General features: G+C 68.1%; 22 protein-coding genes and 1 tRNA gene. 14 read left to right on the top strand and 9 right to left on the bottom strand.

The annotated features are described in order from the left end of the window. Position 1: 1 nt before the first annotated feature. Genes LOK44_RS08235 through LOK44_RS08225 form a run of 3 tightly spaced genes read right to left on the bottom strand, consistent with a single transcriptional unit; the run spans position 2 to position 3,325 of the window. Positions 2-976, bottom strand: coding sequence for a carbohydrate ABC transporter permease (locus tag LOK44_RS08235; RefSeq protein WP_237569488.1), 975 nt, complete (start codon positions 974-976; stop codon positions 2-4). Further along, the gene (locus tag LOK44_RS08230) at positions 976-2,346 is read right to left on the bottom strand and encodes an ABC transporter substrate-binding protein (protein WP_237569487.1); all 1,371 of its coding nucleotides are present in this window, start codon (positions 2,344-2,346) and stop codon (positions 976-978) included. Before LOK44_RS08230 ends, LOK44_RS08235 begins: the two co-directional genes overlap by 1 nt. A gap of 34 nt (positions 2,347-2,380) precedes the next feature. Next, on the bottom strand, positions 2,381-3,325 hold the full coding sequence (locus LOK44_RS08225) for a sugar-binding transcriptional regulator (RefSeq protein ID WP_237569486.1): 945 nt from the start codon (positions 3,323-3,325) through the stop codon (positions 2,381-2,383). 209 nt (positions 3,326-3,534) lie between these two features. Between LOK44_RS08225 and LOK44_RS08220 the strand changes: the two genes are divergently transcribed. From LOK44_RS08220 to ku, 3 genes are read left to right on the top strand one after another with little or no spacing between them, the layout of a single operon-like run. After that, positions 3,535-4,944, top strand: a complete 1,410-nt coding sequence (locus LOK44_RS08220; protein ID WP_237569485.1) for a mannitol dehydrogenase family protein — start codon at positions 3,535-3,537, stop codon at positions 4,942-4,944. Next, a complete protein-coding gene (locus LOK44_RS08215; protein ID WP_237569484.1) occupies positions 4,941-5,858 on the top strand; it encodes a carbohydrate kinase family protein in 918 nt (305 codons plus the stop codon). Before LOK44_RS08220 ends, LOK44_RS08215 begins: the two co-directional genes overlap by 4 nt. Before the next feature lie 21 nt (positions 5,859-5,879). Beyond that, complete coding sequence (gene ku / locus LOK44_RS08210; RefSeq protein WP_237569483.1) at positions 5,880-6,857, top strand: non-homologous end joining protein Ku; 978 nt, start codon at positions 5,880-5,882, stop codon at positions 6,855-6,857. Between the two features lie 44 nt (positions 6,858-6,901). On the opposite strand, the gene LOK44_RS08205 is transcribed toward ku, so the two are convergent. Further along, complete coding sequence (locus tag LOK44_RS08205) at positions 6,902-7,771, bottom strand: type IV toxin-antitoxin system AbiEi family antitoxin (protein ID WP_237569482.1); 870 nt, start codon at positions 7,769-7,771, stop codon at positions 6,902-6,904. Positions 7,772-8,001: 230 nt separating this feature from the next. Between LOK44_RS08205 and LOK44_RS08200 the strand changes: the two genes are divergently transcribed. The 6 genes from LOK44_RS08200 to LOK44_RS08175 all read left to right on the top strand — a co-directional run bounded on the left by LOK44_RS08200 (position 8,002) and on the right by LOK44_RS08175 (position 12,860). Continuing rightward, complete coding sequence (locus LOK44_RS08200; protein WP_237569481.1) at positions 8,002-8,793, top strand: SDR family oxidoreductase; 792 nt, start codon at positions 8,002-8,004, stop codon at positions 8,791-8,793. A gap of 9 nt (positions 8,794-8,802) precedes the next feature. Continuing rightward, positions 8,803-9,900 carry an NAD(P)H-dependent amine dehydrogenase family protein gene (locus tag LOK44_RS08195; protein ID WP_237569480.1) on the top strand — a complete coding sequence of 366 codons (1,098 nt, stop codon included), beginning with the start codon at positions 8,803-8,805 and terminating at the stop codon, positions 9,898-9,900. A 31-nt stretch (positions 9,901-9,931) separates the two neighbouring features. Next, positions 9,932-10,210, top strand: a complete 279-nt coding sequence (locus LOK44_RS08190) for a hypothetical protein (RefSeq protein ID WP_237569479.1) — start codon at positions 9,932-9,934, stop codon at positions 10,208-10,210. A 58-nt stretch (positions 10,211-10,268) separates the two neighbouring features. Beyond that, entirely contained in the window at positions 10,269-10,505 is a 237-nt protein-coding gene (locus LOK44_RS08185) for a hypothetical protein (protein WP_237569478.1), read from the top strand. A gap of 78 nt (positions 10,506-10,583) precedes the next feature. Continuing rightward, the gene (locus LOK44_RS08180; protein WP_237569477.1) at positions 10,584-11,810 is read left to right on the top strand and encodes an Nramp family divalent metal transporter; all 1,227 of its coding nucleotides are present in this window, start codon (positions 10,584-10,586) and stop codon (positions 11,808-11,810) included. Further along, complete coding sequence (locus LOK44_RS08175; RefSeq protein ID WP_237569476.1) at positions 11,811-12,860, top strand: poly-gamma-glutamate hydrolase family protein; 1,050 nt, start codon at positions 11,811-11,813, stop codon at positions 12,858-12,860. Here LOK44_RS08175 and LOK44_RS08170 read toward each other — a convergent pair. Both LOK44_RS08170 and LOK44_RS08165 read right to left on the bottom strand, forming a co-directional pair. Further along, positions 12,798-14,213 carry an APC family permease gene (locus tag LOK44_RS08170; RefSeq protein WP_237569475.1) on the bottom strand — a complete coding sequence of 472 codons (1,416 nt, stop codon included), beginning with the start codon at positions 14,211-14,213 and terminating at the stop codon, positions 12,798-12,800. The two genes, LOK44_RS08175 and LOK44_RS08170, sit on opposite strands and share 63 nt — an antisense overlap. Before the next feature lie 12 nt (positions 14,214-14,225). Then, on the bottom strand, positions 14,226-15,839 hold the full coding sequence (locus tag LOK44_RS08165; protein ID WP_237569792.1) for an amidohydrolase: 1,614 nt from the start codon (positions 15,837-15,839) through the stop codon (positions 14,226-14,228). A 105-nt stretch (positions 15,840-15,944) separates the two neighbouring features. Between LOK44_RS08165 and LOK44_RS08160 the strand changes: the two genes are divergently transcribed. The 3 genes from LOK44_RS08160 to LOK44_RS08150 all read left to right on the top strand — a co-directional run bounded on the left by LOK44_RS08160 (position 15,945) and on the right by LOK44_RS08150 (position 18,198). Further along, a complete protein-coding gene (locus LOK44_RS08160) occupies positions 15,945-16,763 on the top strand; it encodes a DUF1365 domain-containing protein (protein ID WP_237569474.1) in 819 nt (272 codons plus the stop codon). Between the two features lie 98 nt (positions 16,764-16,861). After that, entirely contained in the window at positions 16,862-17,452 is a 591-nt protein-coding gene (locus LOK44_RS08155) for a sigma-70 family RNA polymerase sigma factor (protein WP_249783248.1), read from the top strand. Continuing rightward, positions 17,449-18,198 (top strand): anti-sigma factor, encoded by a 750-nt coding sequence (locus tag LOK44_RS08150; RefSeq protein ID WP_237569473.1) that lies wholly within the window; start codon positions 17,449-17,451, stop codon positions 18,196-18,198. Before LOK44_RS08155 ends, LOK44_RS08150 begins: the two co-directional genes overlap by 4 nt. Before the next feature lie 2 nt (positions 18,199-18,200). On the opposite strand, the gene LOK44_RS08145 is transcribed toward LOK44_RS08150, so the two are convergent. After that, positions 18,201-19,298, bottom strand: coding sequence for a glutamate--cysteine ligase 2 (locus LOK44_RS08145; RefSeq protein WP_237569472.1), 1,098 nt, complete (start codon positions 19,296-19,298; stop codon positions 18,201-18,203). Positions 19,299-19,466: 168 nt separating this feature from the next. On the opposite strand from LOK44_RS08145, the gene LOK44_RS08140 reads away from it, so the two are divergent. Continuing rightward, entirely contained in the window at positions 19,467-20,288 is an 822-nt protein-coding gene (locus LOK44_RS08140) for an LLM class F420-dependent oxidoreductase (protein ID WP_237569471.1), read from the top strand. A 3-nt stretch (positions 20,289-20,291) separates the two neighbouring features. Here the strand turns inward: LOK44_RS08140 and LOK44_RS29915 are convergent, their stop codons facing one another. Continuing rightward, entirely contained in the window at positions 20,292-20,570 is a 279-nt protein-coding gene (locus tag LOK44_RS29915; protein WP_237569470.1) for a CsbD family protein, read from the bottom strand. Here LOK44_RS29915 and LOK44_RS08130 point away from each other — a divergent pair. After that, a tRNA-Arg gene (locus tag LOK44_RS08130) sits at positions 20,544-20,619 on the top strand. The two genes, LOK44_RS29915 and LOK44_RS08130, sit on opposite strands and share 27 nt — an antisense overlap. Positions 20,620-20,640: 21 nt before the next feature. Here the strand turns inward: LOK44_RS08130 and LOK44_RS08125 are convergent. Further along, positions 20,641-20,991 (bottom strand): hypothetical protein, encoded by a 351-nt coding sequence (locus tag LOK44_RS08125; RefSeq protein ID WP_237569469.1) that lies wholly within the window; start codon positions 20,989-20,991, stop codon positions 20,641-20,643. Positions 20,992-20,998 lie beyond the last annotated feature (7 nt).

Raw genomic sequence — 20,998 nt, 5'->3', positions numbered from 1 at the left:
GTCAGGCTGCCTCTTCCTTGCCGGTGAATGATTTGAAGATCAATCGGAGCGCGAAGCTGGCGATCACCATCGTGAACAGGACGACCACCACGCCCATGGCCGCGGCCTGACCCATGTCGAACCCGAGGAACGCGCGCTGATAGATGTAGAACGGCAGGTTCGCACTCGCGATGCCCGGCCCGCCCTGGGTCATCATGAAGATCGCGTCGAAGGTGTTGACCAGGTAGACCGCACCGAGCACCACGCCCAGTTCGATGAACCGGCGGAGGTGGGGCAGGGTCAGCTCCCGGAAGAGCTGGAACGCACCGGCACCGTCGACCCGGCCCGCCTCGAGCTGGTCGCGGGGCATCGACGTCAGGCCCGCCAGGATGAGCAGCATCATGAACGGCGTCCACTGCCAGATGAGTTCGACCATCACCATCGTGAGCGGGAACTGACCGATCCAGTCGACCGGGCCGATCCCCACCAGCGAGAGCACCCAGTTGAGGATGCCGTTCGTGGGGTCGAGGATCGTGGTCTTCCAGATCAGGGCTCCCGCAACGGGTGTGATCAAGAAGGGCGTAATCAGCAGCGTCCGCACGATGCCGCGGCCGAGGAAGGCACGGTCGAGCAGCAGCGCGAGCAGCAGGCCGAGCAGCGCCGAGATCAGCACGACGCCCACGATCAGGATGACGGTGTTGAGTGCCACCGACCAGAACTGACTGTCCTTGACCACCGCGATGTAGTTGTTGAGCCCAACGAATTGTCGCGACCCGGGGCGAACCAGGTTCCAGGACAGCGTCGAGTAGTACAGCGTGAACAGGAACGGCAGCTGCGTGACCGCAATCATGAAGATGAGTGCGGGTAGCAGCGGCCCTCGCCTGCGCCAGCCTTCGGCGCGGCTCACGCCGGTCTCCTGTGCAGCCCGGATCTTGCGGACCCGCTCGGCTACCGCCTTCTCGCCGGCGTCGGCGTCGGTATCGGCAGTAAGAGTCATCACTTCTCCTGGTAGGTCTTGCCGACGACCTCGGCATATTGCTGTGCTTGCGCCAGCGCTTCGTCCACCGAGATCTGGCCGGCGATCGCCGCGCTGATCTGCTGGCTCACCCGTGTTCCGAGATCCTGGAACTCGGGGATCCCGACGAACTGCACGCCCGTGTACGGCACCGGTTGCACCGTCGGCTTGTCCGGGGTGGCGTTGGTGATCGACTTGAGGGTCAGCGGGCCGTAGGACCGCGAAACGGCCTCGTACTCCGGCAGTTCGGTGTAGGTCGAGGTACGGCTACCGGGTGGCACCCTCTCCCAGCCGAGCTTCTCGCCCACCAGCTTCATGTAGTCCTTGCTGGTCATCCACGAGATGAACTTCCAAGCGCCATCGGGATTCTTGGCCCCCTTTGGGATGCCCAGCGCCCAGGTGTAGAGCCAACCCGAGTTCGGCTTCTCGACGATCGGCGCCGGCAGGTAGCCGATCTTGCCGACGAGGTCCGGGTACGTCTTGGGGTCTTCGAGCGTCGACACCGCGGACGTGGCGTCGTACCACATCGCCGTCTGTCCCTGACCGAAGAGATTGGCGCATTCCTGGAAACCCGTTGAGGAGGCTCCCAATTCGCCGGACTCCTTGATGGTGTTGACGTAGAAGTTCACGGCCTCCTTCACCTGGGGGCTGTTCAGCTGGGCGTTCCACTGCTCGTCGAACCAACGCCCGCCGAAGGTGTTGATCACGGTGTCCAAGGGTGCGAGCACCTCGCCCCAGCCCGGCTTGCCGCGCAGGCAGATACCCGCGCGGTCGGCGGTCTTGAGCGTCTTCGCCCACTGCCCGACCTCCTGCCACGTGGGCTGGTAGTTCGGGTCCTGGTTGACGGTGATGCCGGCCTGCTCGAACAGGTCCTTGCGGTACATCAGGAACGACGACTCGCCGTAGAACGGAACCGAGTACATGTCGCCCTCGTAAGACAGCGACTCCCGCAGCGACGGGATGAAGTCGTCCATGTCGTAGCCGGGCGTGTTGTTCGCGTAGTCGTTGAGTGGCAGCAGCCACCCGTCCTTCGCCCACTGCGGCGTCTCGAAGTTGCTGATCATGGAGACGTCGAATTCGCTACCGCCCATCGCGGCCGACATCGTGATCTTGGCCCGCGCCTGGTTCTCCGAGAGCGAGATGAACTTCAGCTTCGTGCCGGGGTTGTCCTTCTCGAATTCCGTCGACAGCTCCTGAGCGTCGGTCATCTGGGAGTTGGACACGAGGGCGATCGTCACCTCGTTCTCCGATGCGCCCAGACTGCCCGCCCCCGCGCAGCCTGCCGTGAACGTCAGGCCGGCCGCCGCAGCGCACGCCCCGAGTCGGTGTAGAACTCTTCGTCGAGTCTTCATACCGGTCAACCTCTCACTGTGCCAACGAACATGGTCACTGTTCCAACAACCAACGTGCGCAATCGAATTCGCATACCAATAGCTTCGCCATGCCACCGCGCAGGGCGGCCAGGGTGGCGACGTACTTCTCCGGACCGCTGCAGACCAGGATGGTCTTCGCGCACGCCCGGACGTCCTCGAGTGGGACGGACACCGCGCGGTGCGCGAGTTCGGTCTCCACGGGCGCACCGTCGGCGTCGAAGAATCGGCCGCCGATCTCGCCGACGGCCCCGCGGGCCACCAGATCGTCGAGCATGCGGACGTCGAGGAAGCTGCCCTCGAACAACGTGGTGGAGGTGGACACCGAGCCGACGCCGAACAGCATCGTGTCCGCGCGGCGGCCCGCGTCGAGCGTCCGCGAGATCACCGAGTCGCTGCGCAGCGAGACCACCGTGGACGGATCAGCGTAGAGCGGCGCGGGCAGGCGCATGGCGTCGGCGCGCAACATGTCCGCGCTGCGGCTGAGGATGAACTCCATGCCGGTCTGGTAGGAGGCGGTCGACATGGCGCCGTCGAGCTGGACGACCACGCGGCAGCTCGCCACGCCTGGGCTCAGTGCCGAAACTGCGGCCACTTGCTCTGGGCCCCAGGTGAATCCGAGCACGTCGTCGTGGGCGAGGCGCCGCATGAGCAGGGCCGCCGATGCGCGGCCGAGGTGTCCGGTGACGACGGCCTCGGTGATGCCGAAGCGATCCTCGAGCAGGCGCTCTTCCTCGGCGTGCAGGTCGTCTTTGAGCGTCGGTGGGACGACGACCTCGATGCGCACCAGCCCGTTGGCCTTCGCCCGGGCGATGAGGCGGCCGGCCGTGGGGCGGGAGACGCCGAGCTTGGCGGCGATCTCGGCCTGTGTGAGCCCGTCCAAGTAGTAGAGCGTGGCAGCGCGCAGAGCGAGTCGGAGGTCTTCGGGCGTCGATCCGGCGGTGGGCTCGGTCGAAGCCACCGCCCGACCGTCCGACGCCTCTGCCGACCTGAAGTCCGATACAGCTGCAGCCACGTTGGGGGCTCCGCCTTTCGAATTTCGACTGAACTTATGCTCAGGGGTGCGAGTAGATGATCATCACGCTAACATCGAAGTGTGACGCACACAACACCCCAGACTTCGGACCACGAGCACCCCGCGATCGACCCCCAGACGGTGGTGTTGGCGTCATGAAGCTGAGCAACGAGACGCTGCCCGAAGTGCCGATCGACAAGCCCGGGTACGACCGCCGCGAGGTGGGAATCGGCATCGTGCACTTCGGCGTCGGCGGCTTCCACCGCGCCCACCAGGCGATGTACGTCGACCGGCTGCTGCAGACCGGCGAGGCGAACGAGTGGGGCATCTGCGGCGTCGGCGTCCTGCCCGGCGACCGCAAGATGGCCGACGTCATGGCAGTACAGGGCGGCTTGTACACCCTGCTGGCGCTGCGCGCCGACGGCGGACGCGAGGCACGCGTGATCGGCTCGATCGTCGACTACCGGTACGCACCCGACGATCCGGAAGGCGTCATCGAGCTGATCGCCGCGCCGACCACTCGGATCGTGTCGCTGACCATCACCGAGGGCGGGTACTCGATCGACGACGCCGGACCCGACAGCGTCTTCGGGCTCGTCACTGCCGCCCTCGCCCGGCGCCAGGAACGCGGGCTGCCCTCGCCGACGATCGTGTCGTGCGACAACATCGAGGGCAACGGCACCGTGGCCCGCAAGGCCTTCACCGCGTACGCCGAGCGGGAACACCCGAGCCTGGCCGGCTGGATGGCCGAGCACACGCAGTTCCCGAACTCCATGGTCGACCGCATCACGCCTGCCACCTCGCCCGAGGTGATCGAGACGGTCGAGTCCGAGTTCGGCGTCGAGGACCAGTGGCCCGTCGCCGCGGAACCCTTCACCGCCTGGGTCCTCGAGGACCACTTCTCCGACGGCCGACCGAGGTTCGAGGACGTCGGCGTCATGCTCGTCGACGACGTCATGCCGTACGAGCTGATGAAGTTGCGCCTCATCAACGCAGGCCATCAAGCGCTGTGCTACTTCGCCTATCTCGCCGGCTATCGGCTGGTGCACGACGCCGCAGGCGACCCGCTGTTCGCGGAGTTCCTGCGGCGGTACATGGACGAGGAGGGCACCCCGGCACTGAAGCCGGTGCCTGGCATCGACCTCGACGACTACAAGCGCACGGCGATCGAGCGCTTCGCCAATCCCGGCGTGCGCGACACCATCGTTCGGCTCTGCTTCGGCTCGTCGGACCGCATTCCGCAGTGGCTCCTGCCGGTGGTCCGGGAGAACCTGCGCAACGACGGACCCGTCGAACTGTCCGCCGCCGTCGTCGCCAGTTGGGCCCGCTACGCGGAGGGTGTCGACGAGCAGGGCGAGCCGATCGACGTCCAGGACCAGCTGGCCGAAAGCCTCGTCCCGCTGGCCAAGTCGCAAGTCGACAACCCGACCGCGTTCATCGAGAACACCGCACTGTTCGGCGACCTGGCGCAGCAGCCGCGGTTCGTCGATGCCTACGTCCGGGCGCTGGACTCGCTGCACCGCAACGGCGCTCGGGCGACACTCGAGCAGTTGGTCAAGTCGTGACGCAGAGGGCCCTCGTCATCGGCGAGGCGCTGATCGACGTCGTCGAACGCGACGGCGCGGTTACAGGTGAGCACGTCGGCGGCAGCCCGTTGAACGTCGCGGTGGGGTTGGGCCGGTTGGGCCGTCAGGTCGACTTCCTCACCCACGTGGGCACCGACGAGCGTGGCCGGCGCATCGTCGACCACGTCGAGGCGTCCGGCGTCGCGCTGGTGCCGGGCAGTACCAACGCCGCGCGCACTCCGACGGCTCTGGCGCGGCTCGACGCGGCAGGCGCCGCCACCTACGAGTTCGACATCGAGTGGCAACTGTCCGGCACCCCGGAGGTGGGGCCGCCGCTGGTGGCGCACACCGGATCCATCGCGGCGTTCCTCGACCCCGGGTGCCTCGCGGTCGCGGCCCTGCTCGACGCCTACCGGACCTCGGCCACCATCACCTACGACCCCAACGTGCGCCCGGCCCTGATCGACGACCGCGAGCAGGCGATCGGTCGCATCGACCGCCTGGTCGAGAAGGCGGACGTCGTCAAGGTCAGCGACGAGGATCTGCGGTGGCTCGACCCGGACCGCTCCCCCGAGGAGATCGCCGCGGCATGGCAGTCCGTCGGCCCGGCGGTCGTCGCGGTCACGATGGGCGAGCGCGGGGCGTTCGCCACGTGCGCAGCGGGAACGGCGCGCATCGAGGTGCCGAAGGTCGAGGTCGTGGACACCGTGGGCGCGGGCGACGCGTTCATGACGGGACTGATCGACGAGCTGTGGACGCTGGACCTGCTGGGCGCCGACCGCCGAGCCGACCTGGCCGCGATCGACACCGAGACGCTCGAGCGCGTACTTCGGGCGGCGGCGAAGGTGTCGGCGATCGTCGTCGGCCGCGCAGGCGCCGACTTACCGGACCGTGCCGCTCTGCTTCGGGACTAGCCCGATGGGCAATACTGGGTCATGCGTTCCATCTGGAAGGGATCCATCGCGTTCGGGCTGGTGAACGTGCCGGTCAAGGTCTACAGCGCGACTGAAGACCACGACATCAAGTTCCATCAGGTCCACGCAAAGGACAACGGACGCATCCGCTACAAGCGGACGTGCGAGGTCTGCGGTGAGGTGGTCGAGTACCGCGACATCGCGAAGGCGTTCGACGCCGACGACGGCCAGACCGTGATCATCACCGACGACGACATCGCGACGCTGCCCGAGGAGCGCAGCCGCGAGATCGAGGTCGTCGAGTTCATCCCGGCCGAGCAGCTCGACCCGCTGATGTACGACAAGAGCTACTTCCTGGAGCCGGACTCGAAGTCGTCGAAGTCCTACGTCCTGCTGGCGAAGACGCTCGCGGAGACCGACCGGGTGGCAATCGTGCACTTCGCGCTACGCAACAAGACGCGGCTTGCGGCGTTGCGGGTCAAGGACTTCAGCAAGCGCGACGTCATGGTGATCCACACGCTGCTGTGGCCCGACGAGATCCGCGATCCCGACTTCCCGGTGCTGGACAAGGAAGTCGAGATCAAGCCAGCCGAGCTGAAGATGGCGGGCCAGGTGGTGGAGTCGATGACCGACGACTTCCACCCCGACCAGTTCCGCGACGACTACCAGGAGCAGCTGCACGAGCTGGTGCAGGCCAAGCTCGAGGGCGGCGAGGCGTTCACGACCGAGGAGCCCGAACCGGAGAACCTCGACGAGACCGACGACGTGTCCGATCTGCTAGCCAAGCTCGAAGCCAGCGTGAAGGCGCGCAAGGGTGGGGCCAGTTCAAGCTCTGACTCGGACGACGACGACGACGACGAGGACGAGGACGAGAAGCCCGCCAAGAAGGCGCCTGCGAAGAAGGCTCCCGCCAAGAAGACCGCCGCCAAGAAGGCCCCGGCCAAGAAGACCGCGGCGAAGAAGGCTCCCGCCAAGAAGACTGCTGCGAAGAAGAGCTGATGCTGGGCCGCGACTTCTGCACCATGGCTGCCAACGCGACGTAATCACGACCGTCGTGCAGATCTCGGTGACGGTGGCGTCCATCCGCGTCGCTCGAAGGCACGGCGCAGACGGTGCAGGATGAACCGACGGCTGTGTTCGCTGACCACGCGGATGTCGTGCCAGCCACTCCGCTCGACCAACTCCGCACGGCCTATGTCGTGCACGTACTGCGTTCTCTGGGTGCTGTGGTGCGAGCCCTCGTAGTCCAGACCGACTTTCGGTTCGTCGTACCCCATGTCGATGAACGCGCGCCGCTGGCCGTCACGGACCTCGATCTGCGTTCTGGGCGTTGGCAGTCCGTCGTCTATCAGGAGAAGGCGCAACCAGGTCTCGCGTGGGGACTGTGCACCCGCGTCCATCAGGTTCAGCGCCACCCTCGCACGTCGGTTCCCGCGTGCACCTGGATAGCGGGCGGCCAGGAGCAAGGCGTCCTCGGCGGTCACGCCGGTGACGGCCGCCAACGCATCGAGGTGGGCTACGGCGGAATCGCGCGGCAGGTGTCGGCCGAGATCGAGAGCAGTGCGCGCCGGGGTGGTCACCGGGATCTCGCCCAGGTAGACGATCTCGTCGGGCGAGATCCGCTCCTCACGCACGATCACCCCGGGGCGCGGCCGAGTGTGTTCGGTGATCATCTCGACGGGCGTCGATGGGTCAACCCACTTCGCGCCGTGCATCGCAGCGGCGGCACGGCCTGCGACGATGCCCTTCCGACCCGTCCACATCCAGGCCGCGACCGCGTTGATGAATACCGTGCGATGGGCGCCCTTGGGTAGATAGACACCGGGGTGGGCCGCCGTGAAGTTCCAGCGCAACTTCCCGCGGGTGAGGATGCCGTCGCGGATCGCCTCTCGCCCTACGAATGGCTCTCGCATGACCAGGATGCTCGGGGCAGCCACCGACGAAACGGCTGGCGGCGCGGGCCTACCCGCCCTGCCTGTGGATGGATTCCTGCGCGAGTTCTGCACCAGGGCTGTGAACCACGCCGTATCGCGACCCTCGTGCAGAAGTCGCGTCACGGCCAAAGTAGAACGTGTTGCAGAAATTCCTCACGCGGCGTGATCGCGCTTGTTACGGTGACCCGCGGCAAGGGAAGTGAGGAACCGTGATTCTCGACAGATTCAGGCTCGACGACCAGGTGGCAGTCGTCACCGGCGCGGGCCGTGGCCTGGGCGCCGCGATGGCGCTCGCATTCGCCGAAGCCGGTGCTGACGTGGTCATCGCCGCGCGCACGCAGTCCCAACTCGACGAGATGGCCGAGCAAATCCGGGGCACCGGCCGGCGCGCGCACGTCGTCGTCGCCGACCTCGCCCACCCGGAGGCCACGGCCAAGCTCGCGGCCGAGGCCATCGAGGCGTTCGGCAAACTAGACATCGTCGTGAACAACGTCGGCGGCACCATGCCCAACGCCCTGCTGAGCACCTCGACGAAGGACCTCCGCGACGCGTTCACGTTCAACGTCGCGACGGCTCACGCACTCACGACGGCGGCCGTGCCGCTGATGCTCGAGCACTCCGGCGGCGGCAGCATCATCAACATCACCTCGACGATGGCGCGGGCATCCGGTCGTGGCTTCGCCGCCTACGGCACCGCCAAGGCCGCGCTCGCGCACTACACCCGGCTGTCGGCTCTCGACCTCGCGCCGCGCATCCGCGTCAACGCGATCGCGCCGGGGTCGATCCTCACCTCCGCCCTGGAGATCGTCGCGAGCAACGACGAACTACGCGACCCCATGGAGAAGGCCACCCCGATGCGGCGTCTCGGCGACCCACTCGACATCGCCGCCGCCGCGGTCTACCTCGCCTCCCCCGCCGGCTCGTACCTGACCGGCAAGACGCTCGAGGTCGACGGCGGCCTCACGACCCCGAATCTCGACATGCCCATCCCGGATCTGTGAGGACACACTGTGACTGAACCGAGCACTCCCATCAAGGTCGCCGCGATCGGCACCGGAAACGTCGGCCGCCACGCGCTGACGCAGCTGATCATCGACCCCCGCTTCGAGCTGACCGCGGTGTGGGTGTCATCGGAGTCCAAGGCGGGCAGGGACGCCGGTGACCTCGCCGGCCTCGACACCACGACCGGCATCACGGCCACCACCGACCTCGACGCGGTGCTCGCCACCAACCCCGACGCCGCGGTCTACACCGCGATGGCCGACAACCGACTGGTCGAGGCCCTCGAGGACTACCGCCGCATCCTCGCCGCCGGAGTCAACGTCGTCGGCAGCAGCGCCGTCTTCCTCCAATACCCCTGGGGCACATTGCCTCCGGAGATGGTCGCGCCCATCGAGGAGGCCACCAAGACCGGCAACTCCAGCCTGTTCGTCGGCGGCATCGATCCTGGGTTCGCCAACGACCTGCTGCCCCTTGCCCTCGCCGGCACCTGCCAGAGCATCGAGCAGGTCAGGTGCATGGAGATCATCAACTACGACACCTACGACAGCGCCACGGTGATGTTCGACGTCATGGGCTTCGGCAGGCCGCTCGACGACCTGCCCATGCTGCTTCAGCCGGGCGTGCTGAGCCTGGCGTGGGGCTCGGTGGTCCGTCAGCTCGCCGCCGGCCTGGGCGTCGAACTCGACGAGGTCAAGGAGGAATACGTGCGCGAGCCCGCGCCCGAGGCCTTCGACATCGCCTCGGGGCACATCGAGAAGGGCACGGCCGCCGCGCTGCGCTTCGAGGTGCAGGGCATCAAGGACGGGAAGGTGGTCGTCGTCCTGGAGCACGTCACGCGACTGCGCGACGACCTGTGCCCGGACTGGCCGCAGCCCGCGCAGGAAGGCGGCTCCTACCGCATCGAGATCACCGGCGAACCGTCATACACCGTCGACCTGTGCCTCTCGAGCCCCAACGGCGACCACAACCACGCCGGTCTCGTGGCGACGGCGGCCCGCGTCGTCAACGCCCTGCCCGAGGTCGTGGCCGCAGCGCCCGGCATCCGAACCACGCTCGACCTGCCCCTGGTCACGGGCCGTGGGTTGTACGCTGTCGGTTCACTGTGAACGACACAGCGACCATCTGAGGGGATCCGCCATGACGACCGCCAAGCGTTACTTCCTGCCACTGGTCGCCGCGGCGGGTGCCGTTGTGTCCGTGTCGCTTTCGCCGGTTGCCGCGGCCGAGCCGACGTGTCAGACCACCCCGGGTGGCACCTACACCGGTACGGGGATCACCCAGTGCCAGTCGCCGGGCAACGTCCAGATCAACGCGACCGCACCGGCACCGGTGTACCCGTACCCGTGGGACGACGAGTTCTTCGGACCCGCGCTGATCATCGGCGGCGGCAGCTGGGGCAACGCCGGTCACCGCTGATCGTCGGGTCCATTCACCCACAACGGGCGTAGACTTCCTCCGTAGATCGGAGCAGGTCATGAGCATTCGTTTCCGCATTCTCACCCCACTGGTGGCTGCCGTCGGCATGGCGGGTGCGGTGTTGCTCGCGGTACCCGCGTCAGCGCAGCCCACGTGCGTCGACACCGCGCCGCGGACCACCCTGTGCAGCACCAATGGCAGTTCGTCGCTCACCACGTCACCGCCGCCCATGAACAACTGGCCCTGGTACGGCGGCGGCTTCGGGTTCGGCGGGTTCGTGATCGGCCTGGGCTGACAGCCCCTGACTGGCCGACGACCTAGGTTTCGGCTAACCTAACTTTTCTATTCGTCACACCGGATGGAAAGTTGGTTCGTGCTACCGGTACCCGCCACGCGTCAGCGTCATGGATTCTGGCTGCTCGGACCCGCATTCGTCGCGGCGATCGCCTACGTCGATCCGGGCAACGTCGCCGCGAACGTCAGCGCAGGTGCGCAATTCGGCTTCCTACTCGTCTGGGTCATCCTGGTCGTCAACGTCATGGCGGGCCTGGTGCAGTACCTCTCCGCCAAGCTGGGCCTCGTCACCGGCAGATCGCTGCCCGAGTCGGTCGCCGACCGAGCGAGCACCAAGACCCGGATCGCGTACTGGATTCAGGCCGAACTGGTCGCCATGGCAACGGATCTGGCCGAGGTCGTCGGTGGCGCCATCGCGCTGTACCTGCTCTTCGACCTCCCCCTGCTGCTCGGCGGCGTCATCACCGGCGCGGTGTCGCTGCTGCTGCTGGCGATCCAAAACCACCGCGGACAGAACGTCTTCGAGCGCGTGATCAGCGGGCTGCTGCTCGTCATCGCGATCGGCTTCCTCACCAGCCTGGTGGTCGAGCCGCCTTCGGTTGCCGACGTGGCCAGCGGCCTGGTGCCGCGCTTCGACGGGCCCGAGAGCATCCTGCTCGCCACCGCGATGCTGGGCGCCACCGTCATGCCGCACGCGGTGTACCTGCACTCGGGTCTGGCGCGCGATCGGCACGGCCAACCCGAATCCGGGGCACCACGACGACGCCTGCTGCGCATCACCCGGTACGACGTCGGCCTGGCCATGCTCGTCGCGGGTGCGGTCAACCTCGCGATGCTGCTGGTGGCCGCGACCAACCTGCAGGGCATGGAGAACACCGACTCGATCGAGGGCGCCCACGCGGCCGTGGAGTCGACGCTGGGCCACACGGTCGCACTGTTCTTCGCGATCGGCCTGCTGGCGTCGGGCCTGGCCTCGACGTCGGTGGGCGCCTACGCCGGGGCCATGATCATGCAGGGGTTGCTGCACCGGTCCTATCCCCTGCTGCTGCGACGGCTCGTCACGCTGATCCCCGCGCTGGTGGTGCTCGCCATCGGCGTCGACCCGAGCCGCGCGCTGGTGCTCTCGCAGGTGGTGCTGTCGTTCGGCATCCCGTTCGCGCTGATTCCGCTGGTGCGCCTGACCAGCGACCGCGCCCTCATGGGCGTCGACGTCAACCACCGCGTCACCACCGCGCTGGGCTGGCTGGTGGCGGGGGTGATTAGTGTGCTGAACGTGGTGCTGATCTACCTGACCGTCACGGGCTGAATGCAGCCGTACTTCGCCTACGGATCGAATCTGAACGTCGCGCAGATGGCGCGACGCTGTCCCGACGCGGTCGACCCACTGCCTGCGACGCTCGCCGACCACGACTGGCTCATCAACGAACGCGGCGTGGCGACGGTGGAACCGTCCGTCGGCGCGGAGGTACACGGCGTGCTGTGGCACGTCAGCGACCGCGACCTCGACGTCCTCGACAGCGCCGAGGGCGTGCCGGTCCGCTACCGCCGCGACAGCCTGGTGGTGCAGACCGAACGCGGACCGCTGCGGGCCTGGGTCTACATCGACCACCGCGTCGAACCCGGCGCCCCGCGTGCGGGCTACCTGGAGCGGGTCATCGACGGCGCCCACCACCACGGACTGCCGCAGCGCTGGGTGGAGTTCCTACACCGCTGGGACCCGGTGAACTGGCCCCGCGGCCTTGCCCCGACCGATACGCCGGGCCCGCAGTCGCTCACCGAACTGCTGGCCGACCCCGAGATCGACGAACGCTGCACGCTCCGTTCGTCGTTCGGCTTCCTGGCCATCCACGGCGGTGGCCTCGAGCGCATGACCGACGTCATCGCCGAGCGTGCGGCCGAAGCGGCAGGCGCCTCGGTCTACGTGGTGCACCACCCCGCCGACTACCCCTACCACCTGTCGTCGGCGGCCTACCGCGCCGACGAATCAGCCCGGCTCGCCGAGTTCCTCGACCACGTCGACCACGCGATCTCGCTGCACGGGTACGGGCGGATCGGGCGCAGCACCCACCTGCTCGCCGGCGGCGCCGACCGCGACCTCGCAGCCCACGTCGCGCGGCACGTGTCCGTCCCGGGCTTCCAGGTGATCACCGACCTCGACGCCATCCCGCGCGAACTCCGCGGCCTGCACCCCGACAACCCGGTGAACCGAACCCGCCGGGGCGGAATGCAACTCGAGCTGACACCGCGGGTGCGCGGCATCAGCCCGCGCAGCGGGCCTGCCGGCGACGACGGTCTAGCGCGTCCCACCGCCGCGCTGATCGACGGCCTGGTCGCCGCGGCCCACCACTGGACCTGAGGTCTCCTCCAGATCGAGCACGGGCGTGGGCCTGCGGAACCCGTGCGTCACCGCGGCGAGCCACACCAATCCGACTGCCAGCCAGATCAACCCGATCGTCAGCGCCTCGCTGGACAGGCTGGTCCACAGCCACACCGTGAGCGCGAAGCCGATGAACGGCAGGATCAGGTTGTTCAGCACGTTCTTCTCGCCCTCGTCGACGAAGTAGTGCTTGATCACCGTCAGGTTGACCGCCGAGAACGCCACCAGCGCACCGAAGCTCACCACCGACGCCAGGGTGGCGAGGTCGATCCAGATGGCCAGCAGTGAGATCACCGAGATCACGATGATGGCCCACGTCGGCGTGCTGAACTTGATCGAGACGTGTCCGAACACCTTGCGCGGCAGTACGCCGTCGCGGCCCATTGCGTAGAGGATGCGGGCGACCGACGCCTGCGACGTGAGCGCGGAACCCGACGCGCCGGCGACGTAGGCAGCCGTGAAGAACGCCGACAGGAACGCGCCGCCGGCTGCTGTCATGACGTCGAGCGAGCCCGAGTCGACGTCTTCGAACGCGTTCGACGGGAACACCAGCTGCGAGGCGTAGGACAGGACGATGAACAGCACGCCGCAGATGAGGGTGGCCAACATGATGGCCTTGGGCACGTCGCGCCTGGCGTCCTTGGCCTCCTCGGAAAGCGTTGACACTGCGTCGAAGCCGAGGAACGACAGGCACAGGATTGCCGCACCGGCCAGCACGGGCGCCATACCACCCAGGGTGTCGTCACCGCGGAACGGCGCCATGACGTCGACGCTGCCCGCGCCCGTGATGGTCGCGACCGCCATGACGAGGAACACCACGATGAAGATCGCCTGCACGGCGATGATGAGCATGTTGGCTCGCGCCACCGAGACGATGCCGACGATGTTGAGCACCGTGACGATGCCGATGGTGACCAGGATGATGGCCCACTGCGGGATGGCAGGCACCGCGGCGTTCAGATACAGCCCGATCACCATGTAGTTGAGCATCGGCAGGAACAGATAGTCCAGCAGCAGCGACCAGCCCGCCAGGAAGCCGATCGGCGCACCGAACGTCTTCTGCGTGTAGGCGTACGCCGAACCGGCGACGGGGAACGCCGCGGCCATCCGCGCATACGAGCGGGCGGTGAAGATCATCGCCACCAGGGTCACGATGTATGCCAGCGGCACGCGGCCCCCGGACTCGACCGTGACGATGCCGTAGGTGGTGAACACGGTGAGCGGCACCATGTAGACCAGACCGAACAGCACCAGCGACGGCACGCCGAGCGCCCGTTTCAGCGTTCCTTCATGTGGATCGGCAGAGATCCCAACCAATGGCTCCGATGACATCGGCATTCCCTTCTAAGAAGCGGTGAACGCGGGAGCACCCCGCAGGTAAGTACCGCGGATGCGCACACCAGGCAGGTCAAGTGCCGGCGTCTCGCGCGGATCGGCGTCGAGCCACACCAGGTCGGCACTCGCACCGGGGACGAGCCGCCCCCACACCCGTTCGCCGAAGGCCTGGTCGGCGACCGCAGCCGTCGCCGCGGTGAGCGCGCGGTCGATGGTGAGGATCTCCTCGGGGACCCAGCCGCCGTCGGGTTGCCCGTCGGACGTCTGCCGCGACACCGCGATCGCGATGCCGTCGAGTGGGGCGCCCGACGACACCGGCCAGTCCGAGCCGAAGGCCAGCGGCGCACCCGACTGGTCGAGGGTGCGCATCCGGTATTGCTTGTCGGCGCGCTCCTGCCCGAGCCGCGGGATGGTGAGCACCGTCATCAGGGCGTCCATCTGCGCCCAGAGCGGTTGCATGTTGGGAATGACCCCGAGTTCGGCGAACCTGGCCAGATCGGCGTCGTCGACCAGCTGCACGTGTGCGATGACGGGCCTGCGGTCACGCGGGCCGTTCCACTCGGCGGCGTACTCGATCGCGTCGAGCGCCTGGCGCACCGCGGCGTCACCAATGGCGTGGATATGGATCTGCAGACCCAGTTCGTCGATCTGACGGGCCGCCTCGGACAGGCTGTCGCCCTCCCACACCGTCATGCCGTGCCGGTGCAGCCCCGAACAATAGGGAGCCAGCAGCGCGCCGGTCTCGTTCTCGACCACGCCGTCGGCGAAGAACTTGACCGTGTTGGCCGTCAGCATCGGGGAGCCGAGCTGATCCACCCGACGCTTGACCTTGGAGAAGTGCTCGACCTGGGACTCGAAGTGGCGCGGGTCGGCGTACAGGGCGAGGTTGAAGCGCATCCGCAGGGCGCCACGGCGCGCGGCCTCGATGTAGGTGTCGACGTCGCCAGGCTCGACCCAGGCGTCCTGCACCCACGTCACTCCCCTGGCGAGGTAGTAGTCGGCGGCGGTGCCCAGCGCGGCGATCCGCACGTCCTCGTCCTGCGGCGGCATCACTGCGGTGAGGAGGTCGATCGCACCCCACTCGCGTAGCGTGCCGAGCACCGAGCCGTCGTCGCGGTGCGGGATCTCGCCGAGTTCGGGGTCGGGCGTGTCCGCGGTGATGCCTGCCCGCCTCTGTGCGGCCGTGTTGCACCACACGGTGTGGTAGTCCCAGGCACGCAGCACCACGGGTCGGTCGGGCACCGCCTCGTCGAGCCAGCGGGCGTCGAACAGCCCGCCCTCGGCGAGGCTGCCGTCGTAGGAGGCGCCGACGATCCACTCCTGGTCGGGGTGCGCCTCGGCGTACGTGCGCACCGCCTCGACGATCTCGGACACCGACCCGCAGGGCCGTACGGCGGGCCCCACGTACTCGAGTCCGCCGAGCATCGGATGGGCGTGACCGTCACCGAAGGACGGCATCAGGAAGCCGCCCTCGAGGTCCACCTCCTCGACCTCGCCGTCGGCGGCCGCCGACCGGGCGGCGTCACCCAGCCCGTCGATCACGCCGTCGGTGACGAGCAGCGCATCGGAAACGGGCACCTCGGACGTCCCCGTCCAAACGGTTCCGTTGTGAAACAGCGTCATCGCCACGGTTTGGCACCTTACGCGGGGAAAACCCTTTCGCAATCCGAACTCACCCATCCATTTCCGTGGCGGCTCCGAATAGAAGACGTGGAACGTGGAGACCTGATGTCACGCCCGACCGTCGCGGAGGAATCGACGACGCGCCGGCGCGGTGCGGCCCGCAAGGCAGCCGCCGCGTCGGCACCGGCGATCTATCGCACCCGCATCACGCACCTGCGCCGTACGCCGGTGCATCACTACTTCGAGCAGGGCGGTTACAGCTGGTACGTCGACCTCGACGAGCTGCCGACGTTGCCGGCGTGGATGCGGCCGTTCGCCCGCTTCGAGGCGAGCGATCACTTCGCCGGACCGCCCGCCGACGGCCGCGAGGACACCCTGCGCCACCGGGTGGACGACTTCCTCGCCGGGCACGGCATCGACATGCGCGGTGGTTCCGTGACCGCCCTGCTGCAGGCCCGCGTGCTGGGGTACGTCTTCAACCCCGTCAGCCTGTACTGGTGCCACGACGCCGACGGCGTGCTGCGGCACGTCGTCGTCGAGCTGCACAACATCCAGGGTGAGCGGCACGCCTACCTGCTGCCGCCGACCGACCACGCGCCCGCAGCGGTAAAGAAGACGCTGCCGATGTCGCCGTTCAACGACTCCGACGGCTACTACCTGTTGCAGGCGCCCAGGCCGAACGGATCCGTCGACGTGACCATCTCCCTGCACCGCGAGCACACGCCGGGGTTCGTGGCGACGCTGCGCGGCAACCGGCGTTCGGCCAGTGTGGGGCAGGTGCTGGCGCTGCAGTTCACGGCGCCGATGGCTCCGCTGATGGGAGCACTGTGGATGCGCATCCACGACGTGACCCTTTGGGCGCGACGGGTGCCGCTGGTCTCTCGCGAGTCGTGGGCACCGCGGGAGCCGGTGGGCCAACTATGACTTCGGGCGACTGGACCGGCAATTCCACTGCCGCCCAGTCCGGCTCTTTCGAAATCGGTTCGGGCGCACGCCTATTCGTGCCCGGCCCCGCGGAGATCATGATAATTGTGACTTCGCTGGGAATCGCCGCTAGGCTACCGGGCGTGACGGCCGACCTCGACGCCTTGCTGCGCCGGGCCGGAGAACGAGACGTCGAGGCGTTCACCGCCTTCTACGACGCGACCCGCGCGAGGGTCTACGGCCTGGTGACGCGCGTATTGCGCGACCCTGGCTACAGCGAAGAGACGACACAGGACGTCTACCTGCAGGTTTGGCACAACGCCGCCAACTACGACCCCGCCGCGGGATCCCCGTTGGCGTGGTTGATGACGCTGGCCCACCGCCGCGCCGTCGACCGGGTGCGCAGCGAGCAGGCCGCCAGCCAACGCGAGTCCCGCTACGGCGCGGCCAATGTCGATGTGGCCGCCGACCGCGTCGCCGAGGCCGTGATTCACTCAGAGGAGCGCCGCGAGGTCGTCGCGTGCCTCGACACGCTCACCGACGCACAGCGCGAATGCATTCAGATGGCCTATTACGAGGGTCTGACCTATGTCCAGGTCTCCACCCGTCTGGCCGCGAATCTTGCGACGATCAAGTCACGGATGCGCGACGCCATCCGAGGACTGCGCAACTGCTTGGGGGTGTCGTGACCGAGCCCGCACATCAGGACCTGCTCGCCTTGGCAACCCCCTACGCCTTGCACGCCGTGTCGTCCGACGAACAGCGCGACATCGAGCAGCAGATCGCCGGTGCCCCCGAGGATGTGGTGCGCGCCTTCCACGACGAGGTGCGCGCGGTCCGGGAGACGATGGCCGTGGTGTCGTCGACGACGTCGGTCGAGCCGCCCGAGCATCTTCGGGACCGGCTGCTCGCCGCAATCGGTGACGCGCCAAGGCTTTCGGTGGTTCCAGGCCCGAATGCCCAGGCAGCGCAACCCAAGTCGCGCTCTACGCGGTGGCGCACCGTCGCGCTGTCCGCCGCTGCCGCCGTCATCATCGGCCTCGGCGCGGTGGGAGTCGGCGCGGCGCTGCGACCGGAGGAAGCGAAACCGTCTGCGGCCGAACAGATCTTCGAGGCGCCGGACGTCAAGACCGTGTCCGGCCCCATCCCGACCGGCGGTACCGCCACGGTCGTGTTCTCCCGCGAACGCAACGCCGCGGTGCTCGTGATGAACGACGTCGCACCGCCCTCGCAGGGCTACGTGTACCAGATGTGGCTCGTCGCATCCGATGGTGCGCACTCCGCAGGCACCATGGACGCGAGCGCGGTGTCGCCGTCGACGACTGCGGTGCTGCCCGACATCGACGGCTCGAAGGCCTTGGCGTTCACCGTGGAACCCGGCACCGGGTCGACGCAGCCGACCAGCCCGGTGTTCGCCGAGCTACCGCTTATCTGACCTCAGAGGTCTTCCATCGTGGCGGACGCCGCCTCGTCGATGACGTCGGCCGCGTCGTGCCTGCGGGCGAAGGCCCGGCGCTGCCGGGTGGCGCCGTTTCCCGACGCGACCACCCGCTCGAGTTCGCGGTGCACGAAGTCGGCGTCGCCCACGGCGTCGAGTGCGGGGGTGACGTGCTCGATCAACGCGTGCAGGAGGTCGACCGCGGGGATCGGTGCGTGGGTGCCGACGAGGTCGATCCCCTCGCCCTCGAGCCCGTCGCGGGCGCTCTTCCAGTACGCGGCACGCAGGGCGTGCGCCGTCAGCGGCACCGTCGGCTGGTTGCGCTCCCGCTCGTCGAGGGCTGTCATGACGGCAGCGCGCACCAGCGCGCCCAGCAGGACCGACTGGGTGGCCGTGGCGGGGACGTCGGCGGCCCGCACCTCGACGGTCGGAAAGTTCGCCGATGGGCGGACGTCCCAATAGACCATCCCGTCGTCGAGCATCGCGCCGGAGTCCTGCATCATCCGCACCGTCGCGTCGTAGTCCTCGACGGTGTCGAAGTGCGGCGGCGGACCGGCGCTGGGCCACCGGGCCCACAGCACGCTGCGCCAGCTCGCGTGGCCGCTGTCGGAGTTGCGGTAGATCGCCGAGTTGGCGGTGAGCGCCAGCAGCGAGGGCAGCCATGGTCGCAGTCGGTTGCTCACGTCGACGGCGGCCTCGCGCGACGGCACCGCGACGTGGACGTGGCAGCCGCAGATGCCCTGCTCGTGGGCGATCATGCCGAACTTCTGGGCGATCTCCCGGTACCGCGGGGTGTCGGTGATCGGGAACTCCTGCGGGACGGTCGGCGGCAGACCCACCGCGAGCAGCCGCGCTCCGGCTGCGGTTGCCGCCTCGGCTGCGACGCGACGCTGCCGGCGCACGTCGTCGTGCAGCTCCTCGATGGTCGAGGCGACCGAGGAACTGGTCTCGACCTGACACCTGGTGAGTTCGAGCTGCAGTTCGACACCGCGCTCCTCGGCCGCGGCGGCCGTCTCGCGGTTGAGCGGCACTGGCTCGCCGCTGTCCGGATCGACGAGGAGGAATTCCTCTTCGACGCCCAGGGTGGGGTGGCTCACGACGCCTCCGGTTGGTGAATGTTTTGATCCGGCCCGTCGGATGTACACGACGGGCCGGATCTCGGGAGTGGCTCTTGAGCCGAGCGCCTGCGCTTCAGCCAGGCCGTATTGATGCCCTGCCTGCACGGAACCAAACCTGCGAGATCAGGGGTCACCTAGGGTCGGGGCATGGCCAGGGACTTCCGGTTCGGTTTCGGTTTGCACGCCGCACGACGGCTGTCCGCAGTGCAGGACTGGGCGACGCGCGCCGAGGGCATGGGCTACGACGTCCTGCACGTTCCCGACCACCTCGGTGCCCCGGCCCCGTTCCCGACCCTGATGGCTGCCGCGGCGGCGACCGAGACGCTGCACCTGGGCACCTTCGTGCTGAATGCGGGGTTCTACAAGGCGGCGCTGCTGGCGCGCGACGTCGCCGAACTGCGCGACCTCAGTGCGGGCCGGTTCGAGTTGGGTCTGGGGGCCGGCTACGTCCGCAGGGAGTTCGAACTCGCCGAGATCCCCTATCCCACGGCGGGACAGCGCGTCGACCACCTGCGCCACGTCGTCGAGTACATGGAAGAGCACCTGCCCGACGTACCCCTGCTGATCGCAGGCAACGGCGACCGGCTGCTGACGATCGCCGCCAAGCACGCGCAGATCATCGGCCTCACCGGCGGCGACCCCGCCGGGGCGGACGGCGACCCGCTCGCCGAGCGCATCGCGTTCGTGCGCAACGCGGCACCGGAGCGCTTCGACGAGCTGGAACTGAACGTCTCGGTCACGGCGATGCCGATCGACGACTCCGGCATGCCCGATCTGTCGATCACGCGGCGCTTCCTGCCGGACCTCACCGACGAGCAGCTGCTGCGCACGCCGGGCGTGCTGTCGGGGTCGACGAAGGACATCGCCGACACCATCCGTGGATACCGCGACACCTACGGCGTCACGTACGTGATCGTGCAGCAGCCGCACGCCGAGGCCTTCGCGAAGGTGATCGAGGAGCTGCGCTAGGGGTCAGCGACCGCGAAAGGCGTCCTTGAGGCGCTGGCCGGTCATCTTGACCCGGGCCTTCATCTCGTCGTTCGCGCCTTCGTTGCGCAACCGGTTGTCGCCCGTGGCGCGGCCGATCTTCTGCTTGGCCTGACCCGCAAGGCGGTCGACGGTGTGGCGGGCCTTCTTCGCTGTGCTCATGATCTTGGTATTGCCGCTGGTCGTCGGGCGGAAACCTGCAGCAACGCCCAATGCCGGTATGCTCCAAGCCGGTCCGCCCCCGTAGCTCAGGGGATAGAGCACGGCTCTCCTAAAGCCGGTGTCGCAGGTTCGAATCCTGCCGGGGGCACCACGTAGCGTCCGCTCAACCCATTCAGGGCAGCGGCGGCAGCTTCATCAGCTCGTCCATCGCCACCTCGCCGGACTGCACCTCGGGCGGAGACTGCCGGGTGGGCATGAAGATCACCGGCCGATAGTCCGGCGCCGGGTTGGGGTTCGCGGCCACGCACCCGATGCCGAACCGGGTCGGCGTCGGCACACCGAAGTTCTCGACGCAGCACGTCGTCGCGACGCCGTCCATGTCCACGCCGGGAGCGGCGAGTGCCGTGCACGTCGAGTACGCCTGGTCGTCGAAGACGTCGGCGTGGGCGATGCCAGCCCCGCCGAGGACACCGAACGCAGTCACAGCGAGGCCTGTTACGAGCATGCGTGTGACGGATGTCATGGGGCTC

The organism is Mycolicibacterium lacusdiani (genome assembly GCF_021916785.1).
Taxonomy (GTDB): Bacteria; Actinomycetota; Actinomycetes; order Mycobacteriales; family Mycobacteriaceae; genus Mycobacterium; species Mycobacterium lacusdiani.
Note: the sequence above shows the minus strand (reverse complement) of the source record. Positions and strands in the feature narration are given on the sequence as shown.